The organism is Actinoplanes sp. KI2, from assembly GCF_025630775.1.
GTDB lineage: Bacteria > Actinomycetota > Actinomycetes > Mycobacteriales > Micromonosporaceae > Actinoplanes.
In genome coordinates, this window is sequence record NZ_JAOSZE010000003.1 from 60,959 (window position 1) to 73,780 (window position 12,822).

Sequence of the window (12,822 nt, forward strand, 5' to 3'; positions counted from 1 at the left end):
GCAGAAACGTGCCATCAGCCCGCACCTACGGCTCGACGGTGACCTCCGGCCTGCTGGTTGCCGGCGCCCTCGGCTCTCTCCTGCTGCAGCTTTACGTGATCCCGCTGGCGGCGTTGCCCGGCTGGTTACTGATCCCCTTGGTGCTGACCAGCACGCATCTGTGGTCGATCCTGCACGAGTCGATCCACGGCTCGCTGCTGCGCGACCGCGCCTGGAACGACCGTCTCGGCCGGGCCCTCGCGGTCGGCTACGGCGCGCCGTTCATCCTGCTCAAGTCCGGTCACCTCCTGCACCACCGATTCAGCCGTACGCCGCGGGAGCGCACCGAGGTCTACGACACCGGCAGCTGGGCATCGCATGCGCCGGGCTACTACCTGCGGCTGGTCGGCGGGCTCTACCTCGCCGAGGTCGCGTCGGTGGTGCTCGCGCTCGCGCCCCGGCGCGCCTGGCATCGGCTGCGCCGCCTGCTCGACACGCCGGACACGGTCACCGCGCTGCTGTTCGACGCGGTCACCGGGCGCCGGCTGGGCCAGTTCCGGGTCGACGCCGCGCTGATCGTCCTGGGCTATGCGGGGGCTTTCCTCGCGTACGGTCAAAAGGGGTGGATGTTGATCTCGGTGTTGGCCGGCCGGGCATTCCTGGTGTCGGTGGCCGACAACGCCTACCACTACGGCACGGCGCTGGACGAGCCGCTCGAGGCGATGAACCTTCGCCTGCCGCGGTTGCTGGAGTCGTTCGTGCTCGCCTTCAACCTGCACGGCGTCCACCACAGGTACCCGGGGCTGGCCTGGCACAGCCTGCGCGGCGCGTTCCTGGCCGACGGCGGCCGCTTCGACCTGGGCTGGTGGCAAGCGGTGGCCCGGCAGCTCCGCGGCCCGATCGCCGCCGGCTCGCTGACATCCTCGCTGACATCCTCGCGGACATCCTCGCGGACATCGGAGACCGGCGGCGCATCAGGTGCGGACGGGGTCAGCTCGTCGAGCAGAGCGTTCCGTTGAGGGTGAACGCCGCCGGCAGCACGTTCGGCCCGCTGTACGCGCCGACGAAGCCGACCGAGGTGCTGCCGCCGTTCGCGGCGAGCGTCGCGTCGCTGGTCACCCGCACGTCGGTGCCGGTCTGCGTCCAGGTCGCGTTCCACCCGCTGCTCACGCTCTGCCACGTGGTCGGCCAGGTGAAGTTGAGCGTCCAGCCGTTCAGCGGCGCCGCGCCGGTGTTGGTGATGTCGACCTGCGCGACGTAGCCGTTGCCCCAGTCGTTGACGTCCGCGAACTTCACCGTGCACGTGCTGGTGGCGGGCGCGCCGGTGGTGAAGGTCAGCGGCGGCGAGGACCAGGAGAGGCGACCGGCCGCGTCCCGGGCGAGCACGTTGACCGTGTACCGCTTGCCCGGCTGCAGGTTGCCCACCGTGAACGAGGTGCCGGTCGTCTCGCCGAGCTGCTCGCTGATCGCGCCGTTCGCCCGGTAGACCTCGTACTTCGCGGCGCGGCTCACGGCCGGCCAGGAGATCGTCGCGCCGCGCTCGGTGACCGCCGAGGCGCTCGGGGCGCCGGGCGCGTTCGGCGCCGCCGCGTTGCTCGTGCCGGGGTGCAAGGTCAAGAGCGTCAGCGAGTACGGCGGCAGCGTGCTCGCGCTGCCCTCGTGCACCGCGGTGTCGCCGTTGCCGTAGGTCAGCACCGTCGGCGCCGCGGCCGACGGGGTGTAGCCCCGGTAGTTCAGGGCAACGTCGTGCGAGGCATCCGGGTCCTTGTTGACCAGCAGCACCCCGAGATCGCCGTTCGGCCGGCGCGCCGCGTGCACGGTGACCAGCGCGTTGTCGGCCGAGGCCTGGACCATCTGGTCGCCCGGGTGCACGAACGAGGACATCAGCTTGAGCGCGTGGTACGGCGCGAACGGCGTGTTCAGCGGCGGCTCGCAGACCGTGCCGTCGCCTGTGCACGTTCCGCTGGAGAGCAGCCCGAAGTCGTTGTAGTCGGTCTGCCCGGCCACGGTCGACGGCGTGCCGATGCCGTTGTGCACGTTCCACCACTGCACGGTGAAGACGCCGTTGGCGATCAGGCTGCTGTACGCGTCGGCCAGGAAGATCGCCCCGGGCTGGGTGTTCTGTCCGACCCCGACGTTCGTCTCGGTGAGGCTGATCCCGATCCGGCTCGCGTTCGCGCCACCGTACTTGTTGATCTGATCGCGCAGCAGGTACATCGAGTCGTCCAGGTACTGCGTCTTGCCGATCGCCTCGGCCGCGCTGCCGCCGCCCGGGTACCAGTGCACGTCGACGAAGTCGATGTGCGGGCCGGCGGCCTGCAACACCACCTGGTTCCAGGTGCCCGCGTCGCCGCCGCCGACCAGCCCGTCCGGCCAGTTCGCCGGCATGGTGAGCACGGCGCCCACCTTGATCGTCGGGTCGACCGCCTTCATCGCGTCGGCGTACGCGATCACCTCGGCCGCGTACTGGGCGGGACTTTTGTCGGCGTGGTCGTCGGCCTCCCAGGAGGAGCCGTAGTGGCCGTTGCCGTAGTTCTCGTTGCCGATGGTCCAATACTTCGCGCCGTACTTCTTGGTGACGTTCGCGTACCGGACCCAGCCGGCGGCCTCGTCGGCCGAGCCGGTGCCGTAGTTCGCGATGATCATCGGCTCGGCGCCCGTCCGGCGCGCCGAGGCCATGAACGTGTCGAAGTCGGTGTTCGGGGCGACGTAGCCGCCGGGAGCGGTGTGTGTCTCCCAGTGGTAGATGTCGGCGTAGGACCCGCCGGGGTATCGGATCATCTTGACGCCGGCGGCGCCGAGCAGGTCGGCGACCGCGTTGGTGCCGAGCGTGGTGTCCCAGATGGCGTCGTTGACGCCGAGCGCGGTGGCCGGGACGGTGGCCAGGCCGGCCCGGGCGTTCACGGTGACGGTGACGGGGGTGGTGGCGGCGTAGGCGGCCTGCGCCGGTGGCGCGGCCAGGGCGGTGACGGGGGTCGTGGCGGCGTGTGCGGCCTGCGCCGGTGGCGCGGCCAGGGCGGTGGCGGCGAGCAGGGCGGCGCCCAGCGCGGCGCGGCGGGGGATCGCGGATGGCATGGCTCTCCAGGGGACGAATTGGGGGTTTGGGAGCGCTCCCAATATTGCGTCCGATAACGAAGGCTGTCAATGCACATCGCTTTTGGCCTGGAGATTTCCGGGCAATTTCCCCGGGAAATGCGGCGCGGGGCCGCCCCCGATGGGGGCGGCCCCGCGCCGGTCGCGACGGATCAGTGCCGGTTCCAGCCCGGGCCGCCGAAGCCGCCGATGCCGGGGCCGCCCCAGCCGGGGCCGCCGAACCAGCCGTGGCCGGGGAAGCCGAAGCGGTGCCAGGTCACCCGCAGCGCCCAGTTTCCGCCGAAGCCGAAGGGAACCGGGTAGCAGTTGTAGTAGTCCCAGCGGTGCGTCCAGATGCCGTTGCGGCCGACCTGGTTGCAGGTGAACGGGTTGCTGAAGTACCCGACGACCCGCGACCCGCCGGGACCCCAGCCGGGACCCCAGTTCTTGGTGTTCTCCGTGGTGGTCTGGCTCTGGGTGGTGACCTTGTGCTGGGTCGGGGCCGGCGCGGCCGTGTCGGCCATCGCCGGGCCCGCGCTGAACGTCGCCGCAGCGACAACCGCCATTCCGGTCATCACCAGCATCCGCGTTGCTTTATTCATCGATTCACCTCTTCGTGTCCGGATATTGCCGATGTGAAGATCATAGGAAAAATGCGGCATTTGTCCGTGCGGAAACGCAAACACGATTAGGTGAAAAGGACGTGCGATATTTCGATTCCGAGAAATGTATTCCGGCAAAAATAAGGTGCCGGACCTGCGGCGATTCGTCCGTTCGGACGAGTCAGGATGCCGGTTTGGTCAGAAGACACCCCGAGATGGACAAATCAATCGTCCGGGCCGAGTTCAGACATGTCGTGAACCAGTACGTCTCCTGGCCGTAGCTCTGTCCCTGGTAGGCATGCGTGACGCCGTTGGCGTCGACCTCGCACGGGTTGTCGAGAGTGCACATCTCGCCGTCGTCGTTGCCGGTGTTGTTGATCCCGACGATCTGGCCCGAGGACGCGTCCACGAGCGGGGAGCCCGAGGTGCCGTGGATCGTGTCGCAGGCGGCGTCGTACCGGACCGAGTCGTGCCAGGTCCACACGTCCTCGCGGAGCGTGCCCACGAAGCTGTCGATCTTGCAGTTCCAGATCTCTTTCCAGTACCCGGACGGGATGGCGATGCTCGCTCCGGCGGCCGGGTGGCCGGCCGAGATGGTCAGCGCGGTGGCGCCGTAGCGGCTGCTCAGGGTGGCGTAGGTGGAGGTGAGCCGGTACAGGGTGACGTCGGTGCCGGTCATCGTCGCGTACAGCACGCGGTCGGCGCGGACCGTGCCGAGCGAGCGGCCGCTGGAGTTCAGCAGTGTGCCCGACCGGCTGCTGCTCCTGTTCTGCAGCACCTGGCCGGCGCTGAGGAAGCCGCCCTCGTAGCAGTGCCCGTTGGTGAGCATCATGGCCCGGTCGCTGCTGACCGAGCTGGGGTAGCGCACGAGCGAGGCGGAGCAGTTGCTCAGCGCGATGGTCGAGGCGAGCGTGGTGGCCGCGAGGGCCGGGGCTGGGGCGGCGGCCTGGGCCGGGGCGGCCTGGGCTGGAGCGGCCTGGGCCGGGGCAGGCCCGGCGATCACGCCGGTAGCGGCCGCGACGGCGGCGGCACCCAAGGCGAAAGCCCGACGGAGACGCATGGGGGGATCCCTTCTGCTTGGTGGCGGCAGGGGATCGCCCGCCGCCGTGCTGGTGGCCGGGCGTGCCGGGTCGGCGACACGCGTACACCGGTGCCCGTACCCTTTCATCGGCGTGCATCGATGTCAACGATCGCTTGACGGCGCGCCACCGGGGCGATCAGCATGTATCGATGCGCTTCGACAGGGTAAGGGCTTTCCTGGCGGCCTTCACGGTGGCGGTCCTGGGGTTCGGGTCCGCCTCGACGCCGACCCAGGCCGCGCCACCGCCCGTAACCGACAGGAAGACTGCACACTCCGTCGCCTTCGACCAATACTCCATGATCATCGATGGGCGGCGGACCTTCGTCTGGTCCGGCGAGATGCACCCGTTCCGGCTGCCCAGCCCCGCCCTGTGGCGCGACGTCCTGCAGAAGATGAAGGCGATCGGCTTCAACACCGTCTCCGTCTACTTCGACTGGGGCTACCATTCCCCGGCGCCCGGCGAGTACGACTTCACCGGCGTCCGCGACATGGACCGGCTGCTCGACATCGCCGACGAGGCCGGGCTCTACGTGATCGCCCGCCCCGGCCCGTACATCAACGCCGAGGCCGACGGCGGCGGCTTCCCGGCGTGGCTCGCCACCCAGGCCGGCAAGGCCCGCAGCGACGCCCCCGACTACCTGGCCGCCACCGACGAGTGGCAGTCCGCGATCGACGCGATCATCGCCCGGCACCAGCTCAGCAACGGCACCGGCTCGGTGATCCTGTACCAGATCGAGAACGAGCTGGCCTCGACCGGCACCTCGCAGCGCAACTACCTGCAGCACCTGTACGACAAGGCTCGCGCCGACGGCATCCAGGTCCCGATCTTCCACAACGACAAGGGTCGCAACGGCTATTGGGTGCCCGCGTCGTCGACCGTGCCCGGCACGGTCCCCGGTCCGGTCGACCTGTACGCGTTCGACGGCTACCCCGGCGGCACCTGCCACACCGACGGCACCGTCGGCTCGCCCAACAACGCGCCCGACTGGGGAATTCAGGGCGCCGGCGGCGCGAAGGGCGGCGCCTCCGCCTCGAACGCCACGCCCGGCTTCGTGGCCGAGTTCGGTGGCGGCTGGTTCGACTACTGGGGGAGCGTCGGCACGTACCCGTGCACCGCGATCCGTCAGGGCCCCGGCTACGAGCGGGTCTTCTACGGCACCAACATCGCCAACCGGCTCACCGTGCAGAACTTCTACATGGTCTCCGGCGGCACCTCCTGGGGCTGGCTGCCGGCGCCGGTCGTGTACAGCTCGTACGACTACGGCGCGGCGATCGACGAGGGGCGGCAGCTGCGCGCCAAGGCGCAGACGCTGAAGACGCTCGGTTACTTCGTGCAGAGCGTGGCGCCGCTGACGAAGGTGGACAAGGGCGCCGACGTGCCGTCCTCGTCGGCGGCGGTGCGGATCGAGCACACGGTCAACGCCGAGACCGGCACGAACTTCTACTTCGCGGTGCACAGCCCGTCCAGTGCGACCACCGACGACAGCTTCACCTTCCCGATCTCCACCGTGGACGGGTCGTACACCGTGCCGCTGCGGCTGCACGGGCAGGACGCCAAGACGCTGGTCGCCGACTACGACCTGGCCGGCAACCACCTCGTCTACTCGACGTCGGAGATCGAGACGCACCTGCGCGGGGTGGCGTTGCTGCACGGGCGGGACGGCGAGGCGGGCGAGACCGTGCTGCGCTACCCGTCGTCGCCGACCGTCGACGTGCTCGACGGGGCGGCTACCGCCGACTATGACCCGACGGCCGGCGATCTGAAGCTTTCCTACTCCCATCACGGGCTCATTCGCGTACGCATCACGGCTGCGGACCGGCCCGCGCTGACCCTGCTGATCGCCGACGAGGACACCGCGGCCCAGTTCTGGCGGGTCGACGATCTGCTGGTCCGGGGTCCCCAGTTGGTGCGGACGGCGCGGGTGCACGATGGGCGGCTGGCGCTGACCGGGGACACCACGGCGGCCGCACCCCTGGAGATCTGGGGCGCCCCGGCGGCGTGCCTGGTCACCTGGAACGGGCGGCCGGTGGCGGTTCGTCCTGCGGTCGGGGGCGGGCTGGTCGCCGTACGCAATCTGGCGGGGCCGCGGCAGATCACCCTGCCGGAGCTGACCACCTGGCGGTATGCGGCGGAGTCGCCGGAGGCGGCGCCCGGGTTCGACGACAGCGGTTGGCGCACGGCCGACCTGACCGTCACCAACAGCACCACGAAGCCGCCGGCCGGGCAGGTCGTGCTCACCGCCGACGACTACGGCTTCCACCACGGCGACGTCTGGTATCGCGGGCACTTCGACGGCACAGCGCCGGCCGCGGTGAGCGTCGACTGGGGCGGCGGTGGCGCGGGCCTGATCCAGGCCTGGCTGGACGGCACCTACCTCGGGCAGCGTCAGATACCGAGCGGGGTCGCCGCGCCGCCGACCCGCGGCAACGACACCTTCGCGATCCCGTCCGCGCTGCAGGTCGCCGGCCCGCACACGCTGTCGATCATGGTGCGGAACGACGGGCACAACGAGGACGGCGGGGTCAACGACGCGCACAAGGAGGGGCGCGGGGTGATCGGGGCGACCTTCGACGGCGTGGTGCCCTCGGCGGTGACCTGGCGAATCCAGGGCGCGGCGAGCGTCGATCCGATGCGTGGCCCGCTCAACAACGGCGGCCTGTACGGCGAGCGGAACGGTTGGTCGCTTCCCGGTTTCCGCGACCGCTCCTGGTCGACGCGCTCGCTACCCGACGATTCCGCTATTTCGGGTACGGCGTGGTATCGGACGACTTTTGACCTGCACATCCCGGCGGACGTCGACGCGTCGCTCGGGCTGACCATCGGAGACCCGTCCGTACCCCACAACTCCCGGCACTACCGCGTGCTGATCTTCGTGAACGGCTGGAACATGGGCCAATACATCGCCGACGTCGGCCCGCAGCACACGTTCGCGCTGCCGACCGGGGTGCTCGACCCGCGCGGCCGCAACACCGTCGCGCTCGCCGTGACCAGCGACGGCGGCGAGGCGAACGCACCGGAGGGCATCCGCCTCACCACGCTGGGGGTGTCCCGCCGCTAGGACGGGATCATCCAGCTCAGCACCGGGGTGCCCTGCAGGGTGACCAGCACGCACATGAGGGCCAGGAGGACGGCACTCCAGGCGACGACCTTCCGGAAGATGTCGCCCTCCCGGCCGGCCATCCCCACCGCCGCCGCGGCGATCGCCAGGTTCTGCGGGCTGATCATCTTGCCGAGCACGCCGCCCGACGAGTTCGCGGCGGCCAGCAGCAACGGATCGAGCCCGGCCTTCGTCGCGGTCTGCACCTGCAGGGCCCCGAACAGCGCGTTCGACGACGTGTCCGATCCGGTCACGGCCACCCCGATCCAGCCGAGAATCGACGACAGGAAGACGAAGAAGCTGCCCGCCTGCGCCAGGAACGCGCCGAGCGTGTTGGTCTGCCCGGACTGGTTCATGACGTAGGCGAGCGCCAGCACCGCCATCACGGTCACGATCGCGTGCCGCAGCGTCCAATAGGTATCGCCGTACGCCCTGATCGCCTGCCCCGGCCGCACCTTCAGCACGATCGCGGTCAGGATCCCCGCAATGATCATCAGGGTGCCGGCCGCGGGCAGCCATCCGAACGTGAAGTTGGTCGAGGACACCGGCTTGCCGCTCGCGCTCAGCACATGCAGTCCCGGCCACCCGAACACGGTGGTCCACGGCTCCTTGGCGAGGGCGGCCTTGACCGGCCCAAGGTTCACGATCGAGAACAGCAAGATCACGATCAGATACGGGGCGTAGGCGCGGGCGATCTCCGCGGGCGGGTCGCGCTGATCGAGGGTTGCGCTGCTTTGACCGTACGCGTCGACCCCGTTCCCGACCGCAGGAGAGTCACCGTCGGTGCTGCCCGAGATCTCTGCATCGTCCCCCGTGGAGCTCGCCGCCCCGTCAGTGCCTCCGGCACCGCGGCGCCCGGTCCCCGCCCCTTCTGGCGGCCGGGATCCGGTCCCCGCCCCTTCTGGCGGCCGGGTTCCGGTCCCCGCCCCTTCTGGCGGCCGGGATCCGATCTCCGCCCCTTCTGTCGGCCGGCTGCCCGGCGTGCTCGCCTCCGCCGACCCGTTCCGGCCGATCCCCGCATCGCCCGTCGCCACCGCGCCGACCGTCGCCACCGCCGGCTCGTGTAGCGCCGGCACCTCCGACGGCTGCCAGATGCGCAGCAGCAACACCACGGCCGCCGCCGACGCCAGCGACGCGACGATGTCGGTCAGCGGCACCGAGATGTAGTTGCTCGCCGCGAACTGCGCCACCGCGAACACCACTCCCGCCACCGCCGCCGCCGGCCAGGTCTGCCGCATCCCCCGCCGCCCGTCGATCACCGCAACCAGGATCAGCGGCACGATCAACGCCAGCACCGGCGTCTGCCGACCGACCATCGCCCCCAGCGTGTCGGTGTTCAGCCGCGGATCGTCCGAGGCCCCCGACGTGACCGTCCCGAGCGTGACGATCGGCGTGGCCAACGCCCCGAACGCCACCGGCGCGGTATTGGCGATCAGCGCCACCGCCGCCGCCCGAACCGGCGGGAAACCCAGCGCCATCAGCATGACCACGGTGACCGCCACCGGCGTCCCGAACCCGGCAAGCGCCTCGAGCAGCGCCCCGAAACAGAACGCCACGATGATCGCCTGAATCCGCATGTCCGGGCTGACCCGAGCCATCGACCGCCGCAACACGTCGAAGTGCCCGCTCACCACCGTCAGGTTGTAGACCCAGATTGCATTCAGCACGATCCACAGAATCGGGAAGAACCCGAACGCCGCCCCTTCGGTGGCCGACAGCAGCGCCTGCCCGACCGGCATCGAATACACGATGATCGCCACCAGCAGGCTGACGACCAGCGAGATGACGCCCGCGAGCCAGGCCCGCACGCGCAACGCCCCGAGCAACACGAACAACGTAAGAAGCGGCAACACCGCAAAAATGGCCGACAGCGCCAGCGAGTTGGCCACCGGGTCGGTCACGATCCTGAACTGATCAGCCAGCATGTCAGCCACCCAACTGTCGGTCGCGCAGCCAATCGATCACTTTCCATGAATCTAGCCTGTGACCCGCGTCATAGGTAAGGTCCTCGGGCGAGCTGATCACTAGCGCCCATCCGCGACCATGGACCCATGCCGCCCCGCGTCTACCGCCACCGCCCTTGGCAGGTGGGCGCCGTTTTCCTGCTGGCGCTGACCGCGGCCATGGCCTTCCCGGCGCTGAGCCAGGCATACCGAAACCCCGGCATCGACTCGATCGCCACCGCCTTCGTGATCCTGGTCCCGCTCTCGGCCTTCGCGGCCTTCCTGATCCTGAGCCGGCGTGTCCGCACCGAGGTCGACGACGAGGCCGTGACCCAGCACTGGATCACCCGCCGCTACCGCATCCCCTTGGCCGAAATCACCGCGCTCGAACCCGACTTCGCCCTGTGCCGCTGGTTCCTACGCATCCACGCCGGCGAACGCACCTTCGAGACAATCCCCTGCCAGACCCTCATCTGGCGCCCGTTGGCCGAGGCCCTGGGCCCACCCCGAGCAATGCAAGCCGCCACAGCGGATATCGAAAGCCGTCGCGCCGCCGTCACAGACCAATCAAAGAAGCGGCTGCACAAGCCGAGCGACCCGGTGTCCTGATCGGATGGCCGTGACCTCGGCAGAATCGCCCCAGTCCCAGTCGTCCGAAAAGACGGCCTTGCCATCCACACAGCGCAGCACGGCTTCCTCGCCGTTGAAGAGCAACACGCCGTCGGCGCCGGTCCGTTGCAGAATTCCCAGGACGCACCCGATCATCACCGCGGTGTTTTGGTCTTCGAGCTCACGCCGCAGATTCTGGAAGCGGAAGATGGCGGTGATCCGGTGCGTAAACCCGAACAGGCTCGCCGCTCGCGCCTCCTCACCCGGCGTCTCCCGCCACGAGGCAACGCTGAGCCCGTCCCGCTCGACCGTGATGTCGTCCACGACCGTTCCGTCGAGCAGCCCGGCGAGCATCGAGTGCAGTTCGCCTGCCCCGAGGTCGGCGGCACCGTAGTAGACATACTCCAAGGCCACGGTCGGCCACCTCCTCAGGAGAACGGGAAGAATCGCACGATCTCGCCGCCCTGGATGACGAGGATCTCGTTGAGCCCCGTCACCGGCTTACGCATCAGCACACCCCTGATGTCGGTGAGGGAGCGCGGACAATCATCGAGATTCAGGACGATTCTGTCCGCCTGCCTCGACTTGACCTTATCGCTGATCTGGTCCCGGATGTTATCCAAGTCGCTGGTGCTCGGTGCGTAGCAGTCGAAGTACTCGCCCTCGATCCGATAGTCGGGCTTCTTGCCGTAGGCATTCGGCGGCGGGTTCTGCTCGACGTCGAATCCCTGCGCGGCCAGAACGTCGGCCGCCTCGTTCTCCCGGCGCAGTCCCCGATCGGCCTTCTTGATCGGATGCGCATCGGTGCGACGGCCGCGAGGCTGGCGACCGGGGTCGGGCTTGCCGGACGGTCTGGTGAAGCCGCCGCCCGCTCCGCCGATCCCGTCGCCGCTTCCGGTGAGGCGGCGGAGGAGCGTCTTGATCGCTTCGAGGGCTTCCTTGAGGCGGTCGCCGAGGGTGGCCAGGTTGCGCAGGCTGGCGAGCAGGTCGCGGATCCAGCGGGAGATGCGGTCGGACCAAGCGGCGCACAGGGCGGCCGCCTGGTTGGCTACCACCGCGGTGGCTGCGCCCAGGCTGGCGAGCTCCTCGATCGCGTAGTCGATCAGGTGGGCGACCACGACCGCGATGGCGTCGCGGACCATCTGGCGTACGCCGGCGATCAGCGTGGCGGCGGCGTCGGTCATCACCGCCATCGTGTCGGCGGCGTGGGCCAGTGCGGTGATGGTGTTCTGCTGGTTGGCCGACCAGGCTCGGTACGCGTCGCCGGCCTCGCCCTCCCAGTCGGTGGTGTCCCAGCGGACCGCGCGGATCAGGTCGTCGCTGTTGTCGCGCAGGGCGCCGGCCACGTTGCGCCAGGTCTGGGTCTGGGCGGCGACGGCGGCCGGGTCGCCGGCCAGCCAGTCGAGCGCCTCGGCGAGCGGGCGGACGTGCTCGATCATCCAGGCGATGCCGTACTGGAGCAGCGAACCGAACGGGTCGGCCACGAAGGCGAGCACGTCCAGGCTCGCCGACGCGCCGGCCACGGAGAGCTCCGCCCAGCTGCGGTCCTGGACGGCGCCGCGGATGGATTCCACGTCGTCGGCCAGCCAGACACCCGCCCAAGGACTGACCGGGACGTCCACGGTCGGTGCCACCAGCGGGTTGGTCATGCCCCCCAAACGCCGCCCGGGGCACGGGAGGTTCACCTCCCGCAGAGGGTCGGGCGTGTGCGGGCGGCCGAGCTGCCCCTCAGCGGTCGGGCGTGTGCCGGGTTACCGAGCCGCCCGCAGCGGTCAGGGTTTGAAGTCGATGTCGGCGGCGGTGACCGTGCCGGCCGTGCGCCCGGGGGCGGACGTGTACTGCCAGTACAGGTTGGTGTGGGCGATCACCTCGCCGGGCGCGGGCGCGCCGTACGACCGCAGGTCGCCCGTGGTGTGCGCGTCGGAGACGAGCGTCGTGTCGTAGCCGCGGGTGAATGCGCCGTGCAACGTGGACCGGATGCAGGCGTCGGACGAGGCTCCCGACACGTACAGGTGCCCGATCTGCCGCGCGGCCAGCACCGACTCGAGGTCGGTCGCCTCGAAGGAGTCGCCATAGGTCTTGCGGATCAGCGGCTCGCTCTCGGCGCGGCTGAGCTCGGGAACGATCTGCCAGCCGTCGCTGCCGATCGTCATGTGGTCGTCGCTGTGCTGCACCCACACCACATCCACCTCGGCGGCGCGGGCCTTGTCGACGACCTCGGCGATGGTGGCCAGGATCCGGTCGCGGTCGTGCGCCTCGCTCACGACGGAATTTTGCACGTCGATGACCAGCAGGGCCGACCTGGTGCGACCTTCGAGAGTTGTCATGGGCACGACGCTAGACCGGGGGTACGACACTTTCGGGAGCAAGATCGGGATCGGCGGACGTCACTCGATCGAGGGACGTCCGGTCACCGTAAGCTCGGCGGGGATGGCATC

General features: G+C 69.7%; 10 protein-coding genes. 3 read left to right on the forward strand and 7 right to left on the reverse strand.

What is annotated here, in order from left to right:
- Positions 1–8 precede the first annotated feature (8 nt).
- Positions 9–998, forward strand: a complete 990-nt coding sequence (locus ODJ79_RS03660) for a fatty acid desaturase (RefSeq protein WP_263021861.1) — start codon at positions 9–11, stop codon at positions 996–998.
- Here the strand turns inward: ODJ79_RS03660 and ODJ79_RS03665 are convergent.
- The 3 genes from ODJ79_RS03665 to ODJ79_RS03675 form a co-directional block, all read right to left on the reverse strand.
- Positions 970–3,054 carry a cellulose binding domain-containing protein gene (locus tag ODJ79_RS03665; RefSeq protein ID WP_263021862.1) on the reverse strand — a complete coding sequence of 695 codons (2,085 nt, stop codon included), beginning with the start codon at positions 3,052–3,054 and terminating at the stop codon, positions 970–972. The genes ODJ79_RS03660 and ODJ79_RS03665 overlap by 29 nt on opposite strands.
- A 170-nt stretch (positions 3,055–3,224) precedes the next feature.
- Positions 3,225–3,653, reverse strand: a complete 429-nt coding sequence (locus ODJ79_RS03670) for a hypothetical protein (protein WP_263021863.1) — start codon at positions 3,651–3,653, stop codon at positions 3,225–3,227.
- A 181-nt stretch (positions 3,654–3,834) separates the two neighbouring features.
- Complete coding sequence (locus tag ODJ79_RS03675; RefSeq protein ID WP_263021864.1) at positions 3,835–4,713, reverse strand: serine protease; 879 nt, start codon at positions 4,711–4,713, stop codon at positions 3,835–3,837.
- 317 nt (positions 4,714–5,030) lie between these two features.
- Here ODJ79_RS03675 and ODJ79_RS03680 point away from each other — a divergent pair, with 317 nt between their 5' ends.
- Positions 5,031–7,793 carry a beta-galactosidase gene (locus tag ODJ79_RS03680; protein WP_263021865.1) on the forward strand — a complete coding sequence of 921 codons (2,763 nt, stop codon included), beginning with the start codon at positions 5,031–5,033 and terminating at the stop codon, positions 7,791–7,793.
- Here ODJ79_RS03680 and ODJ79_RS03685 read toward each other — a convergent pair.
- Positions 7,790–9,757: an L-lactate permease gene (locus ODJ79_RS03685; protein WP_263021866.1), complete on the reverse strand. Its 1,968-nt coding sequence runs from the start codon at positions 9,755–9,757 to the stop codon at positions 7,790–7,792. The two genes, ODJ79_RS03680 and ODJ79_RS03685, sit on opposite strands and share 4 nt — an antisense overlap.
- Positions 9,758–9,883: 126 nt before the next feature.
- Between ODJ79_RS03685 and ODJ79_RS03690 the strand changes: the two genes are divergently transcribed.
- Positions 9,884–10,384 (forward strand): hypothetical protein, encoded by a 501-nt coding sequence (locus ODJ79_RS03690; protein WP_263021867.1) that lies wholly within the window; start codon positions 9,884–9,886, stop codon positions 10,382–10,384.
- Here ODJ79_RS03690 and ODJ79_RS03695 read toward each other — a convergent pair.
- The 3 genes from ODJ79_RS03695 to ODJ79_RS03705 all read right to left on the reverse strand — a co-directional run bounded on the left by ODJ79_RS03695 (position 10,343) and on the right by ODJ79_RS03705 (position 12,711).
- Complete coding sequence (locus ODJ79_RS03695; RefSeq protein ID WP_263021868.1) at positions 10,343–10,798, reverse strand: SitI3 family protein; 456 nt, start codon at positions 10,796–10,798, stop codon at positions 10,343–10,345. The two genes, ODJ79_RS03690 and ODJ79_RS03695, sit on opposite strands and share 42 nt — an antisense overlap.
- Before the next feature lie 14 nt (positions 10,799–10,812).
- Positions 10,813–12,033 carry a hypothetical protein gene (locus ODJ79_RS03700; protein ID WP_263021869.1) on the reverse strand — a complete coding sequence of 407 codons (1,221 nt, stop codon included), beginning with the start codon at positions 12,031–12,033 and terminating at the stop codon, positions 10,813–10,815.
- A gap of 123 nt (positions 12,034–12,156) precedes the next feature.
- Positions 12,157–12,711, reverse strand: a complete 555-nt coding sequence (locus ODJ79_RS03705; protein WP_263021870.1) for an isochorismatase family protein — start codon at positions 12,709–12,711, stop codon at positions 12,157–12,159.
- Positions 12,712–12,822: the final 111 nt, after the last annotated feature.

Excerpts from the sequence above, each read along its gene's own strand:
- ODJ79_RS03665 (WP_263021862.1), bottom strand. The coding sequence starts at position 3,054 with ATGCCATCCGCGATCCCCCGCCGCGCCGCGCTGGGCGCCGCCCTGCTC.
- ODJ79_RS03670 (WP_263021863.1), bottom strand. The coding sequence starts at position 3,653 with ATGAATAAAGCAACGCGGATGCTGGTGATGACCGGAATGGCGGTTGTC.
- ODJ79_RS03675 (WP_263021864.1), bottom strand. The coding sequence starts at position 4,713 with ATGCGTCTCCGTCGGGCTTTCGCCTTGGGTGCCGCCGCCGTCGCGGCC.
- ODJ79_RS03680 (WP_263021865.1), top strand. The coding sequence starts at position 5,031 with ATGATCATCGATGGGCGGCGGACCTTCGTCTGGTCCGGCGAGATGCAC.
- ODJ79_RS03685 (WP_263021866.1), bottom strand. The coding sequence starts at position 9,757 with ATGCTGGCTGATCAGTTCAGGATCGTGACCGACCCGGTGGCCAACTCG.
- ODJ79_RS03690 (WP_263021867.1), top strand. The coding sequence starts at position 9,884 with ATGCCGCCCCGCGTCTACCGCCACCGCCCTTGGCAGGTGGGCGCCGTT.
- ODJ79_RS03700 (WP_263021869.1), bottom strand. The coding sequence starts at position 12,033 with ATGACCAACCCGCTGGTGGCACCGACCGTGGACGTCCCGGTCAGTCCT.
- ODJ79_RS03705 (WP_263021870.1), bottom strand. The coding sequence starts at position 12,711 with ATGACAACTCTCGAAGGTCGCACCAGGTCGGCCCTGCTGGTCATCGAC.